The sequence below is a fragment of the Geodermatophilus amargosae genome (genome assembly GCF_041028265.1).
GTDB lineage: Bacteria > Actinomycetota > Actinomycetes > Mycobacteriales > Geodermatophilaceae > Geodermatophilus > Geodermatophilus amargosae_A.
Genome location: NZ_JABGCW010000003.1, coordinates 44,296 through 68,786 on the forward strand (window position 1 = coordinate 44,296; position 24,491 = coordinate 68,786).

Genomic DNA, 24,491 nt, shown 5'->3' on the forward strand with positions numbered 1-24,491 from the left:
CCCAGGGTAGGCGCTCCGCGGCCGGAACCCGAGCGGGTTGCCGGGTGATGTCCACAGCAGCCCGCCGTGTCCCCAGTCCGGACGAGACCGGTACCGCTGCCGCCCGCCGCACGTCACCATCCGGGCCATGAGCACGCCGACCTGGGGTCTGCCCTGCCCCGTCTGCGGGACACCGGCCGCACCGGCCCCCGCACGCTGCGCCACCTGCGGTCTGCCCGCCGTCGCGCAGGCCGCCACGGTGGTGGCCCGGATCGGGGCGACGATCGACGCGTTCTCCCGCGACCGGGACGCCCTGGTGGCCACGCTGCGCGCCGCGGCCCCGGGTGCGGCACCGGCGCAGGCTCCCGCACCCGCACCGGCGTACGCGCCGGCTCCCGCGTCCGCCCCTCCGCCCGCCTGGTCCCCTGCACCGCCGCCCCCTCCGGCCGCGCCCGTGCTCCCGCCGGCACCGCGCCGGCGGCTCAGTCCGCAGCAGGTGCTCCTGGGCCTGGGCGCGCTGCTCGTCGTCGCCGCGGCCGTCGCCTTCGTGGCGGTCGCGTGGACCCGGCTGGGCGTGACCTTCCAGGCCGCGGTCATGGCCACCGTCACCGCCGCGGCGTGCGCCACCTCCGCGTGGAGCGCCCGGCGCGGCCTGCGGGCGACCGAGGAGGCCCTGGCCGCGGCCGGCGCCGCGCTGCTGGCCGTCGACCTCGCCGCCGCGCACGCGCTCGGCCTGTGGGGCGCCGACGCCGTCCCCGGCCGACTGTGGGCGGGCGTGTCCTGCGCGGTCACCGCCGCCGTCGCGCTGGGCCTGGGACGCCTCACCCGCAGCACCGTCACCTGGCCGCTGGCCGCCCTGCTCGCCGCGCAGCCGGCCGGCTGGCTGCTGCTGCCCGCCGGCCTGGCCGACGGCGTCGCCGGTGTGGCCGTGCTGCTCGGCACCGCGCTGGTCGACGTCCTCGTGCTGCTGGTGCTGCGCCGGCTCCTGCACCGGGTGGCCCTGGTCCTGGGCGGGCTGACCGGGGCGGCCGGCGTGCTGCTGGGCGTGCCGCTGGCCTGGGGAGGCGGTGCGGTCGACGGCTGGGGCGCGACCGCCGTCCTCGCCGCGGCGGCGGCCGGTGCGGCGGTGCTGCTGCGCGAGCCGCGACTGGCCCCCCGGTTGCCGGAGCGCCGCACCGCCTCGGCCGCCGTGGCGGGCGTCGTCGCCCTGGCCCTGGCCGGGTCGATGGCCGGCCTCGGCGTCGGCGGGACCGTCGGGGCGGCCGGGCTGGGCCTGCTGCTCCTGACCGCGGCGGCGGCACCCCGGGTGGCCGGACCGGCCCTCGTCGCGGTGCTCGCCGCCGGCGCCGTCCTGGCCGGCGCGGGCGCGACGGTGCTCGACGCGGACGGACGCGACGGCCCGCTGGCGACGCTGGTGCTCACCGCGGCCGTGCCGGCGGTCCTCGCCGCGGTCCTGCGCCCGCAGGTGCGTCCGGCCGCCACGGCGGCCGCGCTGTGCGCGCCCGGGCTGGCGGTGCTGGTGGCGCTGGAGGGCCGGCTGCTCGACCCCGTCCCCGCTGCCCTGCTGCTCGCGCTCACCGGGGCCACGGCGTTCGCGGTGGCCGCGCTGCGCGCCGGGACGCCGGAGGAGTTCGCCGCGGCGGTCCCCGGGACGCTCGGCGGGCTCGTCGCCGGCGGGGTCGCCGCGGACGTCGGCGCGTGGGGTCAGACGGCCGTCGGCCTGGCGGTCGTCGGCGCGGCGGCCGGCTGCTACGCCCTGGTCGCCCGCCGGCGGCCGGTGGCGGTCCTCGCGGTCGCCGACCTGGTGCTCGCCGGGTGGATCGCCGCGGCGGGTGCCGACGTCCGCACGCCGGAGGTCTACTCGCTCCCGGCCGCCGCGGGACTGCTCCTGCTGGCCGTCCCGGCGCTGCGCGCGGGCGCGGCGTCCTGGGCCGCGGAGGGTCCCGGGCTGGCGGTCGCGCTGCTGCCGTCGGCCGTCGTCGTGGTCGCCGAGCCGACGGCGGCGCGCCTGGTCGTCGTGGTCGCCGCGGCCGCGGCGCTCGCCGTGGCCGGCACGTTGACCCACCGGCAGGCGCCGTTCGTCGTCGGGGCGGGTGCGCTGCTGCTGGTCGTGCTGGGCCGCCTGGCGCCCTATGCCCCGCTCGTCCCGCGCTGGGTCACGCTGGCCACCGCCGGCCTGGTGCTGCTCGTCGTCGGCGCCACCTACGAGCGCCGCCGCCAGCAGGCGCGCGAGGCCGTGGCCTGGGTCGCGCAGATGCGCTGACCGCCCCTAGCGTGGAGCCCGACGGGCGGGCGAGGGGGGACGGCGATGACCAGCGCGCCGGTGCCCCCGCTCCCGTACGCGAGCCCGCCGGTGGCCGCCGTCGAGCCGGCTCCGCTGCCCTCGCTGCCCGCGCGCATCCGGCCGCCGCAGGTGCTGCTGGCCGTCGGCGTCGTGCTGCTGGTCGCCGTGGCGCTGGTCGGGCCCTCCCTGGGCGGGAACACCGCCCGGATCGGGGTGCTGCTGGGCGCCCTGGTCGCCGGGTGTGCCTCGGCGTGGGCGGCGCGGGCGGGACTGGGGAACACCGAGGAGGCGTGCGCGGCGGCCGCCGCGGCGCTCGCCCTGACCAGCGTGGCCACCGGGAGCCCTCCGCTGGGCGGCGGTCCGCTGCCGGCGCTGGGGCTGGCCGGGGTCCTGGTCAGCGTCCGGGTGCTGCTGCCCTCCCCGCTGAGCTGGCCGCTGGGGGCGTGGGGAGCACTGCAGGTCGCCGCGCTGCGGTGGCTGGCGGTGGTGCCCGCCGGCGTGCCGCGCACCGTCCTGCTGCTCGGCGTCGCGCTGACCGGGCTGGCGCTCGTCCTCGGCACGCGCCGGGCGCTGGCCCGCGTCGTGCTGCTCACCACCGCACCGTGGCTCGTGACCGGCGTCGTCGGGGGGCTGCTGACCGCCGCCACCGCCGAGGGGCCGGTCCGCTGGCTGTCGGCCGGGCTCACCGTCGCGGTCGCCGCGGCCCTGCTGCCGGTGCGCCTGGACCGCGCCGTCGACCCGCTGCTCGGGCCGCCCCGGCTGGTGCCCGTGGTCGCCGGGCTCGTGGCCGGGGGCGCGGTCGGCGCGGCGCTGTCTCCCGGCGGTCCCGTCTCGCTGCCCCTCGCCGGCTGGCTCGGCGTGCTGCTGGCGAGCACCGCCGCGGCCCTGCTGACCGGCTGGCGACGGGGGCTGCTGCTGCCGGCCGCCTCCGCTGCCGGGATCGTCCTGGTGGTCCTCGCGGTCGCCCAGCTGGTCGCCACCGCCCGCTGGCCGGCGCTGGTGACGCTGCTGGTGCTCACGGCACTGCCCGCGGCCGGGGTGGCGGCGGTCCGGCGCGACGAGCGGCCCGACGCGGTCCCGGCGGCGGGCGGCTGCCTCGCCGGGGCGGCGGTGCTGTCGGTCCCCGCGGGGCTGCTCCCGCCCGCTGCGGCCGCGGCGGTGCTCACCGGGCTGTTCGCCCTCACGCTGGCCGCCCGGCCCGGGATCGCCGCCGACCTCCGCGCCCCCACCGGCACCGTCGGGGCCGTGTGCGCCGGCGCGGCGCTCGTCGTGCTCGCGCTGGACGGCGCCTGGGATCAGCTGGCCCTGCACCTCGCCGTCCAGGGCCTGCTGTGCTGCGGCTGGGGAGCGGTGCTCGCCCGCGGGCGGGACGAGTCCCCCGAGGAGGCTGCCGCGTGGCGCACCGGCGCGGCGGAGCTCGGCGCGGCGGGCTGGACGGCGGCCGCGCTGGCCGGGACGACCGTGGTCGAGGCGTGGAGCCTGCCCGCCGCCGCCGCGCTGCTGGTCGCTGCCGGACCGCGGCTGCTCGACGGGCCGTCCTGGCCGGCGTGGGGCCCGGGCCTGGCCGCCGCCGCGGCACCGTCGACGGTCGCCGCGGTGCTGCAACCCGGTGCGCTGCGCCCGGCGCTCGTGCTGCTCGCCGCGGCCGCGGCGATGGCGCTCGGCGCCCGCACGGCGGTCCGGGCGCCGCTGCTCACGGGCGCGGTCACCGCGGTCACGCTCACGGCCGGGCTGGCGGTCACGGCGCTGCCGCTGCCGCTGGCCGCGGTCCTCGTCGTCGGCACGGGCCTGCTGGCGCTGGGCGCCCGCCGGGAGCTGCGGCCGGTCGCCGGTTCCGGTGCCCGCCTGGCCGAGCTGCGCTGACCCCCGACGGCGACTGCCCGCGCCCCGGAGGGCGCGGGCAGCACGGTCGTGCCGGCGGCCGGGACGTGCCCGCCGGCCGGACGGGTCAGGAGGTCGCGGTCAGACCCGGAAGCCGAGCGCGCGCAGCTGCTCGCGCCCGTCGTCGGTGATCTTGTCCGGGCCCCACGGCGGCATCCAGACCCAGTTGATCCGGATGTCGTCGACCAGGCCGGGGCCGGGGCCGCCGGTGAGCGCCTGGCGCGCCTGGTCCTCGATGACGTCGGTCAGCGGGCAGGCCGCCGAGGTGAGCGTCATGTCCAGGACGGCGACGTTCTGCTCGTCGACGTCGATGCCGTAGACCAGGCCGAGGTCGACCACGTTGACGCCGAGCTCGGGGTCGACGACGTCGCGCATGGCCTCCTCGAGGTCCTCGAGCAGCGCGGACTTGTAGGCCGGCAGCTCGGCCGGGGTCTCGTTCTCGGTGGTCTCGCTCATGCCTGTCCTCCGGTCGGTGTGGCCGCCAGCGCACGGGCGGAGGCGTCCTTGAGTGCCATCCAGCTCATCAGCGCGCACTTGATGCGGGCGGGGTACTTCGAGACCCCGGCGAAGGCGACGGCGTCCTCCAGCTCGTCCTCGAGCTGCTCGGCCACCGACGCGTCGCCCTTGCTCTGCATGAGTGTCATGAAGTGCTCGCCGGTGCCCAGGGCCTCGGTCACCGACCTGCCGACGACGAGGTCGTACATCGCCGACACCGACGCCTGGCTGATCGAGCAGCCCATGCCCTCGTAGGAGACGTCGGCGATCGTCTCGCCGTCCAGGTGCACCCGCAGGGTGACCTCGTCCCCGCAGGTCGGGTTGACGTGGTGCACCTCGGCGTCGAACGGGTCGCGCAGTCCGCGGCCGTGGGGGTTGCGGTAGTGGTCCAGGATGATGTCCTGGTACATCGACTGCAGCTGCATCAGGCGGTGGCCTCCTCGGGCGTCACTCCGAAGAAACGCTGCGCGGCCCGCACACCTTCCACGAGCGCGTCGACGTCGTCGTAGCCGGTGTGCACGTAGAACGTGGCCCGCGTGGTCGCCGGGACGCCGTAGCGCCGGACGACCGGCCAGGCGCAGTGGTGGCCCACCCGGACAGCGACGCCGAGGTCGTCGAGGACCTGCCCGACGTCGTGCGGGTGGATGCCGTCCACGGTGAAGGAGACCGCTCCCCCACGCGCGACGGTGTCGGGCGGGCCGATCACGGTGACGCCCGGGATGGCCTGCAGCTGCTCGAGGGCGTAGCCGGTGAGGGCCTCCTCGTGCGCCTGCACCCTGTCCATGCCGAGGGCCTGCAGGTACTCGACGGCGGCACCGAGTCCGACCACCTGCGCGGTCATCGGCACGCCGGCCTCGAAGCGCTGCGGCGGGGGCATGAACGTGCTGCCCTCCATCCGCACGACCTCGATCATCGAGCCGCCGGTCAGGAAGGGCGGCAGCGCGTCGAGCACCTCGTAGCGGCCCCAGAGCACGCCGACGCCGGTGGGCCCGAGCATCTTGTGCCCGGAGAACACCAGGAAGTCCGCGCCGAGGGTGGCGACGTCGACCGGCTGGTGCGGCACGGACTGCGCGCCGTCGACCAGCACCAGGGCACCGACCTCGTGCGCCCGGGCGACGATCTCCCCGAGCGGGTTGATCGTGCCGAGGATGTTCGACTGCTGGGTGACCGCGACCAACCTGGTCCGCTCGTTGACCACGGTGCCGAGGTCGGAGAGGTCCAGGCGGCCGTCGTCGGTGAGGCCCAGCCAGCGCAGCGTGGCGCCGGTGCGCTCGCACAGCTGCTGCCAGGGCACCAGGTTGGCGTGGTGCTCCATCTCGGTCACGACGATCTCGTCGCCCTGGCCGACGGCGTACCGGCGGAAGGAGGGCTCCTTCGCCGTGGCGGCGTTGGACAGCGCGTAGGCGACGGTGTTGATCGCGTCGGTGGTGTTGCGGGTGAACACCACCTCCTCGACGGCGGCGCCGATGAACTCCGCGATCTTCGCCCGGGCCGCCTCGTAGAGGCCGGTGGCCTCCTCGGCCAGCTGGTGCGCGCCACGGTGCGGAGCGGCGTTGTGGTTCTCGTAGAAGTCGCGCTCGGCGTCGAGGACGCTGCGCGGCTTCTGCGAGGTGGCGCCGGAGTCGAGGTAGACCAGCCGCTTCCCGTCACGCACGGTGCGGGTCAGGATCGGGAAGTCCGCCCGGATCGCCTCGACGTCCAGCGGCAGGGGCGGCTCCTGCGCCCCGGCAGCGGGACGCGAGACGGTCTGGGTCATGCGGATGCGACCTCCGAGGCGGCCTTCTCGGCGCTCGCCTGCTCGTTGGAGTCCTTGACGTAGGCGGCGTAGCCCTCGTCCTCGAGCTTGGCCGCCAGCTCCGGGCCGCCCTCGTCGACGACCCGGCCCGCGACGAACACGTGCACGAAGTCGGGCTGGATGTAGCGCAGGATCCGCGTGTAGTGCGTGATCAGCAGGACGCCGACCTCCCCCTCCGCGCGGGTGCGGTTGACGCCCTCGGACACGACCCGCAGCGCGTCGACGTCGAGGCCGGAGTCGGTCTCGTCGAGGATCGCGACCTTCGGCTTGAGCAGCCGCATCTGCAGGATCTCGTGGCGCTTCTTCTCACCGCCGGAGAAGCCCTCGTTGACGTTGCGCTCGGCGAACGCCGGGTCCATCTCCAGACCGGACATCTCGGTCTTGACGTCCTTGACCCAGGTGCGCAGCTTCGGGGCCTCGCCCTTGATCGCGGTGGCGGCGGTGCGCAGGAAGTTCGACACCGAGACGCCGGGGACCTCGACCGGGTACTGCATGGCCAGGAACAGGCCGGCACGGGCGCGCTCGTCGACGGTCATCGCGAGGACGTCCTCGCCGTCGAGCGTCACCGTGCCGCCGGTGATCGTGTACTTCGGGTGGCCGGCGATCGAGTAGGCCAGGGTGGACTTGCCCGACCCGTTGGGCCCCATGATCGCGTGGGTCTCACCCGACCGGACGGTCAGGTCGACGCCGCGGAGGATCTCCTTGGCGTCGTCGCCCTCGCCCACGCTGACGTGCAGGTCGCGGATCTCCAGAACGGACACTTCTCTTCTCGCTCCTCAGTTGCCGGACGCCAGGGGCAGGCGGCCGTCGGACTCGGTGTCGACGAGCACGGCCTCCCCCTGCACGCGTACGGGGTAGACGTCGACCGGCTCGGTGGCCGGCAGGTTGGTGGGCTCGCCGGTGCGCAGGTCGAAGCAGGACCCGTGCAGCCAGCACTCGATGGTCGGGGCGCCGTCGAAGGTCTCGACGTCGCCCTCCGACAGCGGGACCTCGGCGTGCGAGCAGAGGTCCTGCAGGGCGTAGACCTCGCCCTCGTAGCGGACGACGGCGACGTCGACGTCGACGAGCTCGACGCGCAGGGCACCGCCCTCGGGGACGTCGGACAGGGCGCAGACCCGCTCGAAGGCCATGGTCAGGCCCCCTCGACCGGCTGCTCGTCCAGACCGGGCAGGGCGCCGAGCCGCACCTCGATGGACTGCATCAGGCGGTCCTGCAGCGCGTCGATGCCGATGAGCTGGACGACGTCGGCGAAGAAGCCGCGCACCACCAGGCGGCGGGCGGTCTCGGCGTCGATGCCACGCGAGCACAGGTAGAACAGCTGCTCGTCGTCCAACCGGCCGGTGGCGCTGGCGTGGCCGGCGCCGACGATCTCGCCGGTCTCGATCTCCAGGTTGGGCACCGAGTCGGCGCGAGCGCCGTCGGTGAGCACCAGGTTGCGGTTGAGCTCGTAGGTGTCGGTGCCGGTGGCCTCCGGGCGGATGCGGACGTCGCCGATCCACACCGTGCGCGCGCCCTCGCCCTGCAGCGCGCCCTTGTAGAGCACGTTGCTGGTGCAGTTGGGCACCGCGTGGTCGACCCACAGGCGGTGCTCCTGGTGCTGCGTCTCGTCGGAGAAGTAGACGCCGAACAGCTCCGCCGACCCGCCGGGGCCGGCGTACTGGACGTTGCTCACCAGCCGGACGAGGTCGCCGCCGAGGGTGACCACGACCTGCTTGTAGCTCGCGTCGCGGCCGACGACGGCGTCGAACTGGCCGCCGTGCACCGTGCCGGGCGCCCAGTCCTGGACGGACACGACGGTCACCTGCGCGCCGTCGCCCACGAGGACGGCGACGCCACCGGCGTAGCGGGCCAGGCCGGTGTGGTCGAGGACGACGGTCGCCTTCGCGAACTGCCCGACCTCGACGACCAGCTGGCCCCACACGACGGGCATGTCCGCGGCAGGGGCGGACCCGGTGCCGGCCAGGCCCAGGGTGACCGGGCGGTCGAGCTGGGCCTCGCGCGCCACGCGGACGACGGCGGCGCCGCCGCTGCGCTGCCGCGCGAGGGCGGCCAGCCGGTCGACCGGCTCGGGCAGGCCCTTGAGCAGCGGGTCGTCGGCGTCGACGGAGACGAGCTCGACGCCCTCGGGCAGGTCGGTCGTCCACGTCAGGTGCGCGTCGGAGGGAGCGCCGTCGAGCAGCGGGCGGATCCGGCGCATCGGGGTGAAGCGCCAGGCCTCCTCGCGGCCGGTGGGCACGCCGAAGGCGTCCGGGTCGGTCGAGGTGAACCGCTCGGCCGGCGAGCCGGTCGGCGCCGGCCCGCCGTGCGAGTGCGAGCCGGGCGTCGCCTCGCCGGCGGTGCCGGTGCCGGACGCGGGGACCGACGGCGGGCCGGCCTGGGTGCCGACGCCCTCGCCGAACAGCTCGCCGGCGAGGACGGCCGACTCGGTGGTGAGACCGGTGGTGCTGGGGCTGTTCTCTGCCGACATCAGCCGACGGCACCTTCCATCTGCAGCTCGATGAGCCGGTTCAGCTCGAGGGCGTACTCCATGGGCAGCTCGCGGGCGATCGGCTCGACGAACCCGCGGACCACCATCGCCATGGCCTCGTCCTCGGACAGGCCGCGGCTCATCAGGTAGAAGAGCTGGTCCTCACTGACCCGGGAGACGGTCGCCTCGTGACCCATGGCGACGTCGTCCTCGCGGACGTCGACGTAGGGGTAGGTGTCCGACCGGCTGATCGCGTCGACCAGCAGGGCGTCGCACTTGACCGTCGACTTCGAGCCGTGCGCACCCTCGTCGATCTGCACGAGGCCGCGGTAGGAGGTCCGGCCGCCGCCGCGCGCCACCGACTTCGACACGATCGTCGAGGAGGTGTTGGGCGCCGCGTGCACCATCTTCGCGCCGGCGTCCTGGTGCTGCCCCTCGCCCGCGAAGGCGATGGACAGGACCTCGCCCTTGGCGTGCTCGCCGGTCATCCAGACCGCCGGGTACTTCATGGTGACCTTGGAGCCGAGGTTGCCGTCGACCCACTCCATGGTCGCGCCCTCGTGGGCGATCGCCCGCTTGGTGACCAGGTTGTAGACGTTGTTCGACCAGTTCTGGATGGTCGTGTACCGGCAGCGGGCGTTCTTCTTGACGATGATCTCGACGACCGCGGAGTGCAGCGAGTCCGACTTGTAGATCGGCGCGGTGCAGCCCTCGACGTAGTGCACGTAGGCGCCCTCGTCGACGATGATCAGCGTCCGCTCGAACTGGCCCATGTTCTCGGTGTTGATCCGGAAGTAGGCCTGCAGCGGGATGTCGACGTGCACGCCCTTCGGCACGTAGATGAACGAGCCACCCGACCACACCGCGGTGTTCAGCGCGGCGAACTTGTTGTCGCCGGACGGGATCACCGAGCCGAAGTACTCCTGGAAGATCTCCGGGTGCTCCTTGAGGGCCGAGTCGGTGTCCAGGAAGACGACGCCCTGGTCCTCGAGCTCCTTCTGGATCTGGTGGTAGACGACCTCGGACTCGTACTGGGCGGCGACGCCGGAGACCAGGCGCTGCTTCTCCGCCTCCGGGATGCCGAGCCGGTCGTAGGTGTTCTTGATGTCGTCGGGCAGGTCCTCCCACGAGGCCGCCTGGGCCTCGGTGGAGCGCACGAAGTACTTGATGTTCTGGAAGTCGATGCCGGACAGGTCCGAGCCCCAGTCGGGCATGGGCTTGCGACCGAACAGCTTCAGCGCCTTGAGGCGCCGCTCGAGCATCCACTCGGGCTCGTCCTTGCGGGCCGAGATGTCGCGGACGACGTCCTCGGACAGGCCGCGGCGGGCGGAGGACCCGGCCACGTCGGCGTCGGCCCAGCCGTACTGGTAGCGGCCGAGCTGGTCGATCTGCTCGTCCTGCGTCAGCGGCGTGCCGGTCACCGGCTGCTGGGTGCTGGTCATGCGGGCGTCCTCTCCCGGTCGTTCGTGGGGGTGGTGCTGGTGGACGGTGCGGTGCGCGGGACCCGCGCTGCTCGCTCACCTGGTACAGGGCGTGCGGAGGTGCTTCTGTTCCCCGCGCGCATGTGAGTAAGGACCTCATCCCCCTCACCCCTCGCACGCTCGGGGTGAGCCTCTGGACGAGGCCGCAGGTGCCCAGGGCCGGCGTGCGGCGGCCCGGGGATGTGGGTGGTGCAGACGCCGTCGCCGTGGGCGATCGTGGCCAGGCGCTGTACGTGCGTACCCACCAGCCGGCCGATCACCGCCGTCTCGGCCTCGCACAGCTGCGGGAACTCCGCCGCCACGTGGGCGACGGGGCAGTGGTGCTGGCACAGCTGCCCGCCGCTGGCGATCGCGGAGGCCGAGGCAGCGTAGCCCTCGGCCGTCAGCGCCTCGGCCAGCGCCTGGGCCCGCTCGACGGGGGCACCGGACGTGCGGGCCACGGCGTCGGAGGCGCGCTGCTCGAGGCCGGCCAGCTGGGCCTGGGCGACGGCGCGGACGGCGTCGGGACCGCCGGAGGCCGCGACGTACCGCAGCGCGGTGAGCGCGAGGTCGTCGTAGGCGTGGGCGAAGCCGGAGCGACCGGCGTCGGTGAGGTGGAAGTGCCGGGCGGGCCGGCCCCTCCCCCGCTGGGCGCCCGCGGCCGTGCGCTCCTCGACCCGCCCCTGCGCCTCGAGCGCGTCGAGGTGGCGGCGGACGGCGGCGGGGCTGACGCCCAGCCGGCCGGCGAGCTCGCTGGCGGTCTGCGGGCCGTGCTCGAGCAGCAGCGAGGTCACGCGGTCACGGGTGCGGACGTCGTCGGTCCGCACCGTCCCCACCTGCCCTGCGCCGCTTTCCACAACACGATTGTGTCCTATTTCGGGAGGCCTGCAAGCAAGGCCGCCCTAAGTCACCCGGCCCCTGACCGCGCAGGTCAGGGACGGGTGACGGGGATCACCCGGGCGGCTCCCGCCGGCCGCCCGGCTCCCCTGCAGCGCCTCCCGGCGCCGGCTCCTCCCGCGCTGTGACCTGCCCCGAGCGGACCGGGGAGGGGCCCGGCCGCGGCTAGCATCGGGACGTGCCGGTCCTGCCCAGGTTCTCCCCCACCGTCATCACCCGCCTGGCGCTGGCCAACGTGGTGGCCAACGGCGCGATCGTGGTCACCGGCGGCGTCGTCCGGCTGACCGGCTCGGGCCTGGGGTGCCCCACCTGGCCGCGGTGCACCGACGACAGCTTCGTCACCACCCCGGAGATGGCCGGTCACGGGCTCATCGAGTTCGGCAACCGGCTGCTGACCTTCGTGCTCACCGCGGTGGCCGTCGCGGTGCTGGTGGCGGTGTGGCGCTCGGCGCGGCGGGACCTGCGCCCGCTGGCGGTGCTGACCTTCCTCGGCATCCCCGTCCAGGCCGCGATCGGCGGCGTCACCGTGCTCACCGGGCTCAACCCGTGGACGGTCGCCGTCCACTTCCTCGTCTCGACCGTCCTCGTCGCCGTCTCCACCGTGCTGTGGCTGCGCTCGCGCGAGCCCGGCGTCGGCCGGCCGCTGCTGCGGCGCCCGCTGGTGCTGCTGACCGGCGGGATCGCCGCGGTGACCGCGGTGGTGCTGGCGCTGGGCACCGTCGTCACCGGCAGCGGCCCGCACAGCGGCGACCTCGACGAGAGCGGGCAGCCCTCCGGCGGGCGCATGGGCTTCGACCCCGAGACGGTCAGCCAGCTGCACGCCGACGTCGTCTTCCTGCTCCTCGGGCTCACCGTCGCGCTGCTCGTGGCCCTCCACGCCACCGACGCCCCCGGCCGCGTCCGCCGGGCCGCCCGCGACCTGCTCGTCGTCCAGCTGCTGCAGGGCGTGGTCGGCTTCGTGCAGTACTTCACGCACCTGCCGGTCGTGCTGGTGCTGGTGCACATGCTCGGCGCGGTGCTGGTGACCGTCTACACCGCGCGGCTGGTGTGGTCGGTCCGCGGCCCGGCGTCCGAGCGGCCCCTCGACGCCCCCGCCACCCAGGTCCCCGCCTCCCGCTGACCCCGGGGCGTCCGTGGTCCGTCCGCTCCTCGACGACGGGCTCGTGCACCCGTCGTCGACGTGCGGCTGTCTCGAGCCCGCCGGGACGACCGCAGGCCGACGGGCGGCGCCCCGTCGCGGACGGTGCGCGCCGGGCCCGGAGACGGCGAGATCCCGTGATCTCGCACGCCGGGACGGGCCGGGACGTGCGAGATCACGGGATCTCGACGGGGAGCGGGGTCAGGCCAGGACGTCGATGGCGATGGCGATCGACAGCAGCGTCATGTGCGAGATCGACACCGAGAAGAGCCGCATCGGCCGGTCGGGCACGTCCTCCTGGATGCGGGTGAGCCACTGGTGGGACTCGGCCACGTACCAGGCGCCGAGGAGCCCCCCACCGATGGCGAAGGCCCAGCCCAGCACGGGGGTGATCGATCCCATGAGCAGGGTGGCACCCAGCGTGGCCCACGCCCACGCGACCGACTGCCGGCCCACGCTCGCCGGGCCGGCGACCACGGACAGCATGGGCACGCCCGCGACGGCGTAGTCCTCGCGGTACCGGCTGGCCAGGGCCCAGAAGTGCGGCATCTGCCAGCAGAAGACGACGGCGAAGAAGGCGAGGGCCGGCCAGTCCAGCGAGCCGGTCACCGCCGCCCACCCGATGAGCACCGGCGCCGCCCCGGGGAAGGCCCCGAAGACCGTGTTGTGCCGGGTCCGCCGCTTGAGCACCATCGTGTAGACGACGGAGTAGGCCAGGATCGCGACCGCGGCCAGCGCCGTGGCCAGCGGCGTGGTGGCCACCCACAGCAGCGTCAGCGACGCCGCGGCGAGGACCGCCCCGAAGGCCAGGGCCGCCCGCGGGGACACCGTCCCCGACGGGATCGGCCGGTCGCGCGTGCGGGACATCAGCCGGTCGATGTCCCGGTCGTACCAGCAGTTGAAGGTGTTGGCCGCACCGGCGGCGAACATCCCGCCCACCATGGTGGCGGCCACCAGCCGCCACGAGGGCCACCCGTCGGCGGCCATCATCATCGCCGGCAGCGTCGTGACCAGCAGCAGCTCGACGAGCTTCGGCTTGGTCAGCGCGACGTAGGCACCCACCACACCGGACAGCCGGCGGGCGGAGACGGCCGGCCGCTCGGAGAGTGCCGTCACCGGACGGCCTCGTGCCCGACGGCCGCGGCCGTGCGCACCCACGGACGGCAGGGGGCCACCGGGCACGGAGACAGCACGGGGGTCCCTTCGAACCGGGGATGGAACGGGCCCACTGTAGCCCGCGGCCACGCCGGGGACCGCTCCGGATGACTAGGGTCTGATCACGTTGACGCCGCGGGAACTGCGGGTACGGCCGTCGACGACGACGGAGGGTCACGGGTCGATGAGGACCCCGGACACAGCCGCACCCGCTGCGTCCCGCACCGCCCCCGCACCTCCGTAGTCCGCCCGGGAGCACGGGACACCGGTCCCCCGGACGGCCCCGCGCACGGCCGACCACGAGGAGCCCCGCCCGTCATGACCCAGGCCAACGACACGAAGAGCACGGAGTCAGAGGCTCCCGCCGAGGCCGCCAGCGACTCGCCCACCGGCTCGCCGCGCCAGCCGCACCCGACGCTGCCCGAGGGCTTCGGCGACCTCGACCGGCGGGCCATCGACACCGCTCGCGTGCTGGCCATGGACGCCGTCCAGAAGGTCGGCAACGGCCACCCCGGCACCGCGATGAGCATGGCCCCCACGGCCTACCTGCTGTTCCACAAGTGGCTGCGGCACGACCCCACGGACCCGAACTGGGTGGCCCGCGACCGCTTCGTGCTCTCCATGGGCCACTCCAGCCTGACCCTGTACGTGCAGCTCTACCTCGCCGGCTACGGCCTGGAGCTCGAGGACCTGCAGGCCCTGCGCACCTGGGGCTCGAAGACCCCGGGCCACCCCGAGGTCAACCACACGCCCGGCGTGGAGACGACGACCGGCCCGCTCGGCCAGGGCGTCGGCAACGCCGTGGGCATGGCGATGGCCGCCCGCCGCGAGCGCGGCCTGCTCGACCCCGACGCCCCCGAGGGCGAGAGCCTCTTCGACCACACCATCTGGGCCTTCGCCTCCGACGGCGACCTGGAGGAGGGCGTCAGCGGCGAGGCGTCGTCGCTGGCCGGCACCCAGAAGCTCGGCAACCTCGTCCTCGTCTACGACGACAACGAGATCTCCATCGAGGACGACACGAACGTCGCCTTCACCGAGGACGTCGGCAAGCGCTACGAGGCCTACGGCTGGCACGTGCAGCACGTCGACGACGGCGAGGACCTGGCCGCCGTCGACGCGGCCTTCGCCGCCGCCAGGGCCGAGACCGGCCGCCCGTCGATCGTCGTGCTGCGGACGATCATCGGCTGGCCCTCGCCGAACAAGCAGAACACCGGCGCCGCGCACGGCTCCGCCCTCGGCGAGGACGAGGTGCGCGCCACCAAGGAGGTCCTCGGCTTCGACCCGGAGAAGACCTTCGAGGTCGACGGCGAGGTGATCGCGCACGCCCGCTCCGTGGTGGAGAAGGGGGCGAAGGACCACGCCGAGTGGCAGGAGCTCTTCGCGGCGTGGGAGTCCGACCAGCCCGAGCGCGCCGCCCTGCTGGCCCGGATGGGCGAGCGCGAGCTGCCCGAGGGCTGGGCCGACGCCCTGCCGTCCTTCGACGCCGACCCCAAGGGAGTGGCCACCCGCAAGGCGTCGGGCAAGGTGCTCGCCGCCCTCTACCCCGGGCTGCCGGAGCTGTGGGGCGGGTCGGCCGACCTCGCGGAGAGCAACAACACCGCCGTCGAGGGCGAGCCCTCGTTCCTGCCGGCCGACCGCCAGACGAAGATGTGGAGCGGCGGTCCCTACGGCCGGACCCTCCACTTCGGCGTCCGCGAGCACGCCATGGGCGCGGTCATGAACGGCATCGCGCTGCACGGCGGCACCCGCGTCTACGGCGGCACCTTCCTCACCTTCTCCGACTACATGCGCGGTGCGGTCCGCCTGGCCGCGCTCATGCAGCTGCCGGTCACCTACGTGTGGACGCACGACTCGATCGGCCTGGGCGAGGACGGCCCGACCCACCAGCCGATCGAGCACTTCGCCGCGCTGCGCGCCATCCCCGGTCTCGACGTCGTCCGCCCGGCCGACGCCAACGAGGTCGTCGTCGCCTGGCGGACCGTCCTCGAGCACAACGACCGCCCCGCCGGGCTGCTGCTGTCGCGGCAGAACCTGCCGGTGTTCGACCGCTCGCAGATGGGCTCGGCGGAGGGCACCGCGCGCGGCGCCTACGTGCTGGCCGACGCCTCGGACGGGCAGCCCGAGGTGATCCTGCTGGGCACCGGCTCGGAGGTGCAGATCGCCGTGGCCGCCCGCGAGCGGCTGGAGGCCGACGGCGTCCCGACCCGCGTGGTCTCGGTGCCCTGCGTCGAGTGGTTCGCCGACCAGGACCAGGCCTACAAGGACGAGGTGCTGCCGCCCACGGTCCGCGCGCGCGTCAGCGTCGAGGCCGGGGTGCCGATGGGCTGGCGCGAGTTCGTCGGCGACGCCGGCCGGATCGTCGGGCTGACCCACTACGGCGCCAGCGCGTCCTACTCCGTCCTGTACGAGGAGTTCGGGCTCACCGACGAGGCCGTCGTCACCGCCGCGCGTGAGTCCCTCGAGGCCGCCCGCTCCGGGAACGCCGTCCCGGCCGGCCCGGTTGCAGCCACCGGCGGCCTCCCCCACCCCACCGGCGACCGGTAAGGCCCCGGCCCAGTCCGAACGGAAGGCACAGAGATGGCACAGAACGAGAACCTGGCCCAGCTGTCGAAGGCGGGCGTCGCCGTCTGGCTCGACGACCTGTCCCGCGACCGCATCCGCAGCGGCAACCTGCAGTCCCTGGTCGACGAGTTCTCCGTCGTCGGCGTGACCACCAACCCGACCATCTTCGCCGCGGCGATCAGCGGGTCGGAGTCCTACGACGACCAGCTGCACGCGATGGCCGTCCGCAGGGTGAGCGTGGAGGAGGCGCTGCGCACGATCACCGCCGCCGACGTCCGGGACGCCTGCGACCTGCTCGCGCCGGTCGCCGAGCGGCAGCCCGGCGACGGCCGGGTGTCGCTGGAGGTCGCGCCGGGCCTGGCGCGCGACACCGACGCGACGGCGGCCGAGGCCGCGCACCTGTGGTGGCTGGTGGACCGGCCGAACCTGTTCATCAAGATCCCGGCGACCGAGGAGGGGCTGGCGGCGATCACCACCTCGATCGCGCGCGGCATCAGCGTCAACGTCACCCTCATCTTCAGCTCCGAGCGGTACCGCGCCGTCATGGACGCCTACCTCTCCGGCCTGGAGCAGCGGCTGGCCGAGGACGCCGACGCCGACCTGACCCAGATCGCGTCCGTCGCGTCGTTCTTCGTGTCCCGCGTCGACACCGAGGTCGACAAGCGGCTGGACAAGGCCGGGGCCGACCCCTCGCTCAAGGGCAGGGCCGCGCTGGCCAACGCCCAGCTGGCCTACCAGGCCTACGAGGAGGTCTCCTCCTCCGACCGCTGGAAGGCGCTGGAGGCCAAGGGCGCCCGCCCGCAGCGGCCACTGTGGGCCTCGACCGGCGTCAAGAACCCGGAGTACTCCGACACGCTGTACGTCAGCGAGCTCGTCGCCCCGGGCACGGTCAACACGATGCCGGAGAAGACGCTCAAGGCCTACGCCGACCACGGCAGCCCGGGCACCCCGGTACAGGAGAGCTACGAGGACGCCGCGGCCACGATGAAGGCCATCGCCGACGCCGGGGTCGACCTCGACGACGTCTTCCGCGTCATCGAGGACGAGGGCGTGCAGAAGTTCGTCGACTCCTGGGACGAGCTGACCGACTCGGTGAAGGAAGAGCTCGAGGACAAGGCGTGACCTCGCGGTCCCGCTGCTGCGGCCCCGGGATCCCGGAGGACCTCCCCTCCGGGGCCCCGGGGCCGGGCGCGGGGCCCCGATGACCGTCCGGGCCGCCGGCGACCGCCGGACGCCGGCCGGCCGGCGACGCCCACACCCGCACCCGCACCCGACCGACCGGCCCGCCGGCCCCGGTCCGGTGCCCGATCCCCTCGGCTGAGCGTCCGCTCTCCAGCCCCACGAGGAGGGCCTGTGATCCCCAATCCCCTGCGCGACCCCCGGGACCGGCGGCTGCCGCGGGTCCCCGAGCCGTGCGCCCTGGTCGTCTTCGGCATCACCGGCGACCTGGCCCGCAAGAAGCTGCTGCCGGCGGTCTACGACCTGGCCAACCGGGGGCTGCTGCCGACCAACTTCGCGCTGCTGGGCTTCGCCCGGCGGGACTGGGGGGACCAGGACTTCGCCGAACTGGCCCGCGACGCCGCCCGCAACGCCGCCCGCACCCCGTGGCGGGAGGAGGTCTGGGAGCGGCTGGCCGGCAACGTCCGTTTCGTCCAGGGCTCCTTCGACGACGACGACGCCTTCGACCAGCTCGCCAACGCGCTGTCGGACCTGGAGAGCAGCCACGGCATCGGCGGCAACGCCGCGTTCTACCTGTCGATCCCGCCGGCGATGTTCCCGGTGGTGCTCAAGCAGATGCAGCGCACCGGCATGGCCGAGAGCACGCCCGACCGGTGGCGGCGGGTCGTCGTCGAGAAGCCCTTCGGCACCGACCTGGCGTCCAGCCGGGAGCTCAACGAGCTGGTCGACTCGGTGTTCAGCGCCGAGGACGTCTTCCGCATCGACCACTACCTGGGCAAGGAGACCGTCCAGAACCTCATGGCGATGCGGTTCGCCAACGAGCTGTTCGAGCCGGTGTGGAACGGCCACCACGTCGACTCGGTGCAGATCACCATGGCCGAGGACGTCGGCATCGGCGGCCGCGCGGGCTTCTACGAGAAGACCGGCGCGGCCCGCGACGTGCTGCAGAACCACCTGCTGCAGCTGCTGGCGCTGACCGCCATGGAGGAGCCGGTCGAGTTCTCCGCCGACGAGATCCGCACCGAGAAGCTCAAGGTGCTGCGCGCGGTGTCGCTGCCCGAGGACCTGCGCCGCTTCGCCGTCCGGGGGCAGTACGAGCAGGGCTGGCTGGCCGGCCAGCGGGCGAGGGGCTACCGGCAGGAGGAGGGCGTCGACCCCGAGTCGGCCACCGAGACCTTCGCCGCCGTCCGGCTCGGCGTGGAGACGCGCCGCTGGGCCGGGGTGCCGTTCTACCTGCGCACCGGCAAGCGGCTGCCCCGCCGGGTCACCGAGATCGCGCTGGTGTTCAAGCGGGCGCCGCACCTGCCCTTCGCCGACACCGACACCGAGGAGCTGGGCAACAACCAGCTGGTGGTGCGCGTGCAGCCCGACGAGGGCGTGACCCTGAAGTTCGGGTCGAAGGTGCCCGGCAGCGTCATGGAGGTCCGGGACGTGTCCATGGACTTCCTCTACGGCGAGCAGTTCACCGAGGCCAGCCCCGAGGCCTACGAGCGGCTGCTGCTCGACGTCCTGCTCGGCGACGCGACGCTGTTCCCGCGCAACGCCGAGGTCGAGGCGTCCTGGGCGGTCATCGACCCGCTGGAGGAGTTCTGGTCCGGCAGCACGCCGCACCCGTACCGGGCCGGAGAGTGGGGCCCGCGCGCCGCCGACGAGATGCTGGCCGCCGAGGGGCGCCGGTGGCGGCGACCGTGAGCCGCCGGCCCACCCGAGCAGAGGAGACCCCGTGACGACGTTGTGGGACACCACCGGTTCCGCGGTGGTCAAGGAGCTGGCCGCGCAGCGGCGGACCGGCGGGGCGGTGCTCTCCGGCGTCGCCCTGACCCTCGTCGTCGTCGCCGACGAGGGCCGCGTGGCCGAGGCCGAGGAGGCGGCGACGATCGCCGCCGAGCAGCACCCCTGCCGGATCCTCGTCGTCGTCCGCCGGCAGATCGAGGCCCCGGTGCCCCGGCTGGACGCCGAGGTGTCCATCGGCGGGCGGCTGGGACCCGGCGAGGCGGTCGTGATGCGCATGTACGGGCGGCTGGCACTGCACGCCGAGTCGGTCGTGCTGCCGCTGCTGGCCGCCGACGCGCCGGTGGTCACCTGGTGGCACACCGAGCCGCCGCGGCAGCTCACCACCGACGCGCTGGCGGTCATCGCCGACCGGCGGATCACCGACAGCAGCGCCTCGGCCGACCAGATCGCCGCGCTGCGCATCCGGGCCCAGGACTACGCCCCCGGCGACACCGACCTGGCGTGGACCCGCGCCACCGGCTGGCGGGCCACGCTGACCTCCGCGCTGGACTCGGTCTCCGGCCGGCGGGGCGACGCCGTCCGGGTGCTCGGCGCCCGCATCGAGGGGGACCCCGGCGCGGGCACCGCGCAACTGCTCAGCGGCTGGATCGCCGCGCGCACCGGCATCACGTCGGAGGTCGTGCAGGGCGCCCGCCACCCCGGGCCCAGCGGCGTCGACTCGGTGCTGCTGACCCTGGACCAGGACGAGGAGGTCCGGGTGCACGCCGACCGCCGCGGCGGCGCGGTGATCAGCCAGCCCTACCGGCCCGACGCGACGATGGCGCTGCCCGACCGCCCGCTCGGCGACCTGCTGGGCGAGGAGCTGCGCCGGCTGGACTCCGACGAGCCCTACGCCGAGGCGCTGGAGGCCGCGACCGGCCTCAGCGGCCTGGTCGGCCGCGCCCCGGTCCGCGCCCACGTCTGGGTCGACCCGGCCGAGCAGACGGGCGCACCGTTCGCGGGGGACGCCGTCGGCGAGGACAGCCCGCACGGCGAGGCGCCGACGGTCCCGCTGGACTCCGAGGGGGCCGACGAGGTGGCCGAGCAGGGCGAGCACGACTCCCCGGACCCGACGGCACCCGAGGCAACACCTGAGGCCGCGCCCGAGGCGGCCCGGTGACGCTCCCGCCCGGGGACCGGATCCTGGCGGCGCTGAGGGAGGCGGCCGACGGTCCCGTTCCCGACGTCCCCGGTCTCCAGGTGGTGGTGGAGCCCGACGCGGAGGTGCTGGCGCGGGTGGTGGCCTCCGCTCTCGTCGCCCGGCTGGCCGCCGCGCAGGCGGTGCACGGGACGACGTCGGTGGTCCTCACCGGCGGCGGCATCGGCACGGCGGTGCTGCGGCACGTCGCGGAGCTGGCCGAGGAGCCGGCCCCCGGCCAGCAGGTCGACTGGACGGCGGTCGACGTGTGGTGGGGCGACGAGCGCTTCGTGCCCGCCGACGACGACGAGCGCAACGAGAAGGGCGCCCGCGAGGCGCTGCTGGACCGGGTGGGGGCCCCGCCGGAGCGGGTGCACCCGATGCCCGCCTCCGACGCCGGGTTCGACACCCCGGAGGAGGCCGCGGACTGGTACGCCGGGGCCCTGGCCGACGCTGCCGGCGACGGTCCGCTCCCCCGCCTCGACCTCCTGCTGCTGGGGATGGGCCCGGAGGGCCACGTGGCGTCGATCTTCCCGGACTCCCCGGCGGTGACCGACGAACGCCCGGTGGTCGCGGTCCGGGACTGCCCCAAGCCGCCGCCGACGCGGGTGAGCCTCGGCTTCTCGGCGATCACCGCGGCCGAGGAGGTCTGGCTGCTGGTGTCTGGCGAGGGCAAGGCCGAGGCCGTCGCGCGGGCCCTCGGCGGCGCCGACCGCACGGAGGTGCCGGCCGCCGGCGCCCGCGGCCGCCGCGCCACCCGCTGGCTGCTCGACGCCGCGGCGGCGGGCCGGCTGCCCGGCGTCGACTGAGGGCCGCGCCCCGGCGGCGCGGCACCGCACCGCCGGGGCGATCGGCCGGGTCCGCTAGGCGCCGCGACGTGCGCGGAGCTTCGCCAGGGCCTCCTCGAGGAGGGCGTCGCCGTCGGCGTCGCTGCGCCGCTCCCGCACGTAGGCGAGGTGGGTCTTGTAGGGCTCGGTCCGCGGCGCCGGCGGCGGCGCCTGCGCGTCCTGCCCGGCCGGGAGGCCGCAGCGCGGGCAGTCCCAGGACTCGGGGATCTCCGCGTCGGCGGCGAAGGCCACCCGGGTCTCGTGACCCGAGCTGCACCAGTAACCGACCCGGTGCCGCGGCGCTGCCTCCCCGCGTTCGGCCTCACCCATCGGACCCGCACCGACCCGGGTTCCCCGGATCGCGTTGCCACCAGCCACGAGCGCCCCCTTGTGGACGGACCTGCACGGCGCTGGGCGCACCGCCGGGGCAGTCTATGGCCTGGAGCGTGTTCTCTCGATCACGTTTTCGCTCCGACCTGCGGCGCGACCCGACGAGGGGCTCCGCCGGGGGCAGCGGGGTCCTCGTTCAGACCTTCTGCAGGATGCCCAGCGTCACGATGCAGACCGCCCAGACGAACCCCACGATGACCGTGAGCCGGTTGAGGTTCTTCTCGACGACGGAGGACCCGGCCAGCTGCGAGGAGACCGCGCCGCCGAACATCGAGGACAGGCCGCCGCCCTTGCCACGGTGCAGCAGGATCAGCACCACCAGCATCACGCTGGTGAGGACCAGCAGCACGTTGAGGACGAGTTCGAACACGGCCCCAGCGTAACCGGAGCGCCCGGGCGTCCCGGTCAGCGCACGCCCGCGGTGGCCAGGTCGTGGCCGGCGTAGGGCTCCATGACCAGCCCGTTGTGCAGCCGCTGCCCGGCCAGGAGCTGGACCCGCGTCTCCACCAGCGGCACGTAGGCGCCGGTGGCGCCGGCCGCCGTCGCGACGTCCCGCCAGGCGCCGCGCGCGGCCTCCGGGTCGGCGGCTGCCGCCCGGGCGGCGTCCACGAGCCCCGAGATCGCCGGGTCGGCCAGCCGGGCGTAGTCGGTGTTGCCGACCAGGCTGATCGAGCGCCCGTCGACCAGCGGCACGAGGAACGAGCCGGGGGTCGGGAAGTCGGCGGTCCAGGTGGCCAGGACGATGCCGAAGCCGTTGCGGGCCACGTTGTCCGGGCTGCCGACGTCGGTGGCGTAGAAGGTCGTCGCCGGCAGCGGCCGCACCTCCACGGTGATCCCGACCGCGGCGAGCTGCTCGGCGACCTCGTCGGCGACGAGGAGGCTCGCCGAGGCGTCCGGGACGGCCAGCACGGTGCTGAAGCCCTGCGGCTGCCCGCAGGCCTGCAGCGCGGCCCGGGCGGCCTCGGGGTCGGGGCCGGGGTCGGGGTCCTCGGGGCCACCGCCCAGCGACCGCGGCCACAGCCGGGAGGTCCGGACGGCGTCGTCGGCACCCCCGACGGTCTCCTGGACGGCGCGGCGGTCGATCGCGGCGGCCACCGCGGTGCGGCAGGCGGGGTCGTCCATCGGCGCGACGTCGGTGGGCAGCGCGAGCAGCCGCACGGCGCCGGTGGTGAGGTCGTCGACGCGGTCGGCCAGCGGCACGTCCCCGCCGGTGCCCTCGGCGAGCCGGGACTCGGTCGCGGCGTGCAGTCCGGTGCCGGAGACGTCGACGTCGGCCGAGCCGGCCAGCAGCGCCTGGTCCCGCTCGAGGTTGGACAGGCCGGTGCGGACGACGACGCGGTCGGGCAGTGCGGTGCGCACGTCGTCGGTCGCTGCGTCCCACTGCGGGTTGCGGTCGAGCACGATGCCGGTCTCGGGGTCGACGGTGGTGATCGCGTAGGGGCCGGAGGAGACCGGGTCGCTGCCGTAGGCGGCGCCGGTGTCGTCGGCGACGGGCACCGGGCTGCTGGACGGCAGCGCCAGGACGTAGGGGAAGTCCGGCTGCGCCGACCGCAGCCGGAAGGTGATCGTCGCGTCGTCGGGCGTCTCGATCGCCGCCAGCCCCAGCTTGTCCGGGGCCTCGTCCTGGTACGGCCCGGCGTAGGGGTCGGCGGGGTCGTCGAGCAGGTCCACGACGTAGGTGGGACCGCCGACGACGACGTCGGAGGCGAACGACCGCTCGATGCCGTACTTGACGTCGCGGGAGGTGATCGGCGCCCCGCCCTCGAACAGCACGCCCGGCCGGAGGGTGAACGTCCAGGTCAGCCCGCCGTCGGGGGTGGTGCCGAGGTCGGTGGCGAGGTCGGCCACCAGCTCGCCGGTGTGCCCCGGCTCGCTGGCGTAGGTGACCAGCGTGCGGGTGTAGAGCCGCATGAGGTTCCAGACGCCCGGCTGGTAGGACCGCTGCGGGTCGAGGCTGTCGACCTCGCCGGTGACCACGCGCAGCGTGCCGCCCGCGGCGTCGGAGGGCGCGCGGACGCCGTCCACGCCGGCGTCGGGGCCGTCGCCGAGCACCGGGACGCCGGAGTCGCCGCTGCCGCCGCCGCTGCAGCTGACCGCCACGGCGACCACCAGCAGGACGACGAGGACCAGGCCCAGCACGCGCCCGGCGGTGCCCCGGAGCAGCTCCGCCGGCCGGGAGGAGCGGGGGCGGGTGGGTCGCTGCAGCGTGCTGCCCACCCACCCACCCCCGTTCGGCCGCGGGCGGCTAGCTGCTGCTGCCCCCGGCGGCGCTCCGACAGATCTGCGCGAACTCGTCGGCGTCGAGGCTCGCGCCCCCGACGAGTGCACCGTCGACGTCCGGCCCGGCCAGGATCCCGGCCGTGTTGGCGGCCTTCACCGACCCGCCGTAGAGGATACGGACCGCGGCGGCCGTCTCCGGGCCGAAACGCCCGTCGAGCCGCGACCGGAGTGCGCCGCAGACCTCCTGGGCGTCGTCGGGGGTGGCCACCTCGCCGGTGCCGATCGCCCAGACCGGCTCGTAGGCGAGCACGATCCCGCGGACCTGGTCGGCCGTCAGCCCCTCGAGCGCGGCGTCGAGCTGGGCGGTGCAGTGCCCGACGTGCTGCCCGGCGCGGCGGACGTCGAGGCCCTCCCCCACGCACAGGATCGGCGTGAGGCCGTGCCGCAGGGCGGCCTGCACCTTGGCCGCCACCGTGGCGTCGTCCTCATCGTGCAGCGCGCGCCGCTCGGAGTGGCCGACGACGACGAACCCGCAGGCCAGCGCGGCGAGCATCGCGCCGCTGACCTCACCGGTGTAGGCGCCGGAGTCGTGCGCCGAGAGGTCCTGCGCGCCGTAGCCGACGGGCAGCTTGTCGCCGGTCACGAGCGTCTGCACGCTGCGCAGCGCGGTGAACGGCGGCAGGACGACGACCTCGGCGTCGTCGAGGTCCTTCTCGGTGAGGCTGAAGACGAGCTTCTGCACCAGGCCGATGGCCTCCAGGTGCGTCATGTGCATCTTCCAGTTGCCCGCGATCAGCGGCCGTCGGCCGGTGCGCGGCGCCCGGGGGGCGGTGCGTGCCATCGCTGTCGCT

General features: G+C 75.0%; 21 protein-coding genes. 8 read left to right on the forward strand and 13 right to left on the reverse strand.

The genetic code is table 11. From position 1 onward, the window contains the following. Window positions 1–127 precede the first annotated feature (127 nt). Window positions 128–2,242, forward strand: coding sequence for an SCO7613 C-terminal domain-containing membrane protein (locus tag HLV61_RS03620; protein ID WP_369253021.1), 2,115 nt, complete (start codon window positions 128–130; stop codon window positions 2,240–2,242). Between the two features lie 45 nt (window positions 2,243–2,287). Continuing rightward, window positions 2,288–4,126, forward strand: a complete 1,839-nt coding sequence (locus tag HLV61_RS03625; RefSeq protein WP_369253022.1) for an SCO7613 C-terminal domain-containing membrane protein — start codon at window positions 2,288–2,290, stop codon at window positions 4,124–4,126. A gap of 99 nt (window positions 4,127–4,225) precedes the next feature. Here the strand turns inward: HLV61_RS03625 and HLV61_RS03630 are convergent, their stop codons facing one another. The 8 genes from HLV61_RS03630 to HLV61_RS03665 are packed head-to-tail and all read right to left on the reverse strand — an operon-like array spanning window position 4,226 to window position 11,188. Next, a complete protein-coding gene (locus tag HLV61_RS03630; RefSeq protein ID WP_369253023.1) occupies window positions 4,226–4,600 on the reverse strand; it encodes a metal-sulfur cluster assembly factor in 375 nt (124 codons plus the stop codon). Then, window positions 4,597–5,064 (reverse strand): Fe-S cluster assembly sulfur transfer protein SufU, encoded by a 468-nt coding sequence (gene sufU, locus HLV61_RS03635; protein WP_369253024.1) that lies wholly within the window; start codon window positions 5,062–5,064, stop codon window positions 4,597–4,599. Before sufU ends, HLV61_RS03630 begins: the two co-directional genes overlap by 4 nt. Then, the gene (locus HLV61_RS03640) at window positions 5,064–6,395 is read right to left on the reverse strand and encodes a cysteine desulfurase (protein ID WP_369253025.1); all 1,332 of its coding nucleotides are present in this window, start codon (window positions 6,393–6,395) and stop codon (window positions 5,064–5,066) included. Before HLV61_RS03640 ends, sufU begins: the two co-directional genes overlap by 1 nt. Next, window positions 6,392–7,195, reverse strand: coding sequence for a Fe-S cluster assembly ATPase SufC (sufC, locus tag HLV61_RS03645; protein ID WP_369253026.1), 804 nt, complete (start codon window positions 7,193–7,195; stop codon window positions 6,392–6,394). Before sufC ends, HLV61_RS03640 begins: the two co-directional genes overlap by 4 nt. 15 nt (window positions 7,196–7,210) lie before the next feature. Then, window positions 7,211–7,564, reverse strand: a complete 354-nt coding sequence (locus HLV61_RS03650) for a non-heme iron oxygenase ferredoxin subunit (RefSeq protein ID WP_369253027.1) — start codon at window positions 7,562–7,564, stop codon at window positions 7,211–7,213. Between the two features lie 2 nt (window positions 7,565–7,566). Next, window positions 7,567–8,901: a Fe-S cluster assembly protein SufD gene (gene sufD, locus HLV61_RS03655; RefSeq protein ID WP_369253028.1), complete on the reverse strand. Its 1,335-nt coding sequence runs from the start codon at window positions 8,899–8,901 to the stop codon at window positions 7,567–7,569. Further along, entirely contained in the window at window positions 8,901–10,343 is a 1,443-nt protein-coding gene (gene sufB, locus HLV61_RS03660) for a Fe-S cluster assembly protein SufB (protein ID WP_369253029.1), read from the reverse strand. Before sufB ends, sufD begins: the two co-directional genes overlap by 1 nt. Next, a complete protein-coding gene (locus tag HLV61_RS03665; RefSeq protein WP_369253030.1) occupies window positions 10,340–11,188 on the reverse strand; it encodes a helix-turn-helix transcriptional regulator in 849 nt (282 codons plus the stop codon). The genes sufB and HLV61_RS03665 overlap by 4 nt, the downstream gene beginning before the upstream one ends. Before the next feature lie 248 nt (window positions 11,189–11,436). Between HLV61_RS03665 and HLV61_RS03670 the strand changes: the two genes are divergently transcribed. Continuing rightward, window positions 11,437–12,378, forward strand: a complete 942-nt coding sequence (locus tag HLV61_RS03670) for a COX15/CtaA family protein (protein WP_369253031.1) — start codon at window positions 11,437–11,439, stop codon at window positions 12,376–12,378. 219 nt (window positions 12,379–12,597) lie between these two features. Here HLV61_RS03670 and HLV61_RS03675 read toward each other — a convergent pair whose 3' ends face one another. Further along, entirely contained in the window at window positions 12,598–13,512 is a 915-nt protein-coding gene (locus HLV61_RS03675; RefSeq protein WP_369253032.1) for a heme o synthase, read from the reverse strand. Between the two features lie 357 nt (window positions 13,513–13,869). Between HLV61_RS03675 and tkt the strand changes: the two genes are divergently transcribed. From tkt to pgl, 5 genes are all read left to right on the forward strand, one after another. Continuing rightward, window positions 13,870–16,095, forward strand: coding sequence for a transketolase (gene tkt, locus HLV61_RS03680; RefSeq protein ID WP_369253033.1), 2,226 nt, complete (start codon window positions 13,870–13,872; stop codon window positions 16,093–16,095). Window positions 16,096–16,128: 33 nt separating this feature from the next. Then, the gene (gene tal, locus HLV61_RS03685) at window positions 16,129–17,235 is read left to right on the forward strand and encodes a transaldolase (protein WP_369253034.1); all 1,107 of its coding nucleotides are present in this window, start codon (window positions 16,129–16,131) and stop codon (window positions 17,233–17,235) included. A 231-nt stretch (window positions 17,236–17,466) separates the two neighbouring features. Beyond that, window positions 17,467–18,984, forward strand: coding sequence for a glucose-6-phosphate dehydrogenase (gene zwf, locus HLV61_RS03690; RefSeq protein ID WP_369253035.1), 1,518 nt, complete (start codon window positions 17,467–17,469; stop codon window positions 18,982–18,984). Window positions 18,985–19,015: 31 nt separating this feature from the next. After that, the gene (locus HLV61_RS03695; protein WP_369253036.1) at window positions 19,016–20,185 is read left to right on the forward strand and encodes a glucose-6-phosphate dehydrogenase assembly protein OpcA; all 1,170 of its coding nucleotides are present in this window, start codon (window positions 19,016–19,018) and stop codon (window positions 20,183–20,185) included. Next, a complete protein-coding gene (gene pgl, locus HLV61_RS03700; protein WP_369253037.1) occupies window positions 20,182–21,012 on the forward strand; it encodes a 6-phosphogluconolactonase in 831 nt (276 codons plus the stop codon). The genes HLV61_RS03695 and pgl overlap by 4 nt, the downstream gene beginning before the upstream one ends. Before the next feature lie 54 nt (window positions 21,013–21,066). Here pgl and HLV61_RS03705 read toward each other — a convergent pair whose 3' ends face one another. The 4 genes from HLV61_RS03705 to tpiA all read right to left on the reverse strand — a co-directional run bounded on the left by HLV61_RS03705 (window position 21,067) and on the right by tpiA (window position 24,481). Then, entirely contained in the window at window positions 21,067–21,450 is a 384-nt protein-coding gene (locus tag HLV61_RS03705; protein WP_430537323.1) for an RNA polymerase-binding protein RbpA, read from the reverse strand. A 106-nt stretch (window positions 21,451–21,556) separates the two neighbouring features. Next, a complete protein-coding gene (gene secG, locus HLV61_RS03710) occupies window positions 21,557–21,790 on the reverse strand; it encodes a preprotein translocase subunit SecG (RefSeq protein WP_369253038.1) in 234 nt (77 codons plus the stop codon). Between the two features lie 35 nt (window positions 21,791–21,825). Then, a complete protein-coding gene (locus HLV61_RS03715; RefSeq protein ID WP_369253040.1) occupies window positions 21,826–23,637 on the reverse strand; it encodes an ABC transporter substrate-binding protein in 1,812 nt (603 codons plus the stop codon). 28 nt (window positions 23,638–23,665) lie between these two features. Further along, window positions 23,666–24,481 carry a triose-phosphate isomerase gene (tpiA, locus tag HLV61_RS03720; RefSeq protein ID WP_369253041.1) on the reverse strand — a complete coding sequence of 272 codons (816 nt, stop codon included), beginning with the start codon at window positions 24,479–24,481 and terminating at the stop codon, window positions 23,666–23,668. Between the last annotated feature and the right edge of the window lie 10 nt (window positions 24,482–24,491).

Coding starts and splice junctions, on each gene's coding strand:
- HLV61_RS03620 (WP_369253021.1), top strand. CDS start 128: ATGAGCACGCCGACCTGGGGTCTGCCCTGCCCCGTCTGCGGGACACCG.
- HLV61_RS03625 (WP_369253022.1), top strand. CDS start 2,288: ATGACCAGCGCGCCGGTGCCCCCGCTCCCGTACGCGAGCCCGCCGGTG.
- HLV61_RS03630 (WP_369253023.1), bottom strand. CDS start 4,600: ATGAGCGAGACCACCGAGAACGAGACCCCGGCCGAGCTGCCGGCCTAC.
- sufU (WP_369253024.1), bottom strand. CDS start 5,064: ATGCAGCTGCAGTCGATGTACCAGGACATCATCCTGGACCACTACCGC.
- HLV61_RS03640 (WP_369253025.1), bottom strand. CDS start 6,395: ATGACCCAGACCGTCTCGCGTCCCGCTGCCGGGGCGCAGGAGCCGCCC.
- HLV61_RS03650 (WP_369253027.1), bottom strand. CDS start 7,564: ATGGCCTTCGAGCGGGTCTGCGCCCTGTCCGACGTCCCCGAGGGCGGT.
- sufD (WP_369253028.1), bottom strand. CDS start 8,901: ATGTCGGCAGAGAACAGCCCCAGCACCACCGGTCTCACCACCGAGTCG.
- sufB (WP_369253029.1), bottom strand. CDS start 10,343: ATGACCAGCACCCAGCAGCCGGTGACCGGCACGCCGCTGACGCAGGAC.
- tkt (WP_369253033.1), top strand. CDS start 13,870: ATGACCCAGGCCAACGACACGAAGAGCACGGAGTCAGAGGCTCCCGCC.
- tal (WP_369253034.1), top strand. CDS start 16,129: ATGGCACAGAACGAGAACCTGGCCCAGCTGTCGAAGGCGGGCGTCGCC.
- tpiA (WP_369253041.1), bottom strand. CDS start 24,481: ATGGCACGCACCGCCCCCCGGGCGCCGCGCACCGGCCGACGGCCGCTG.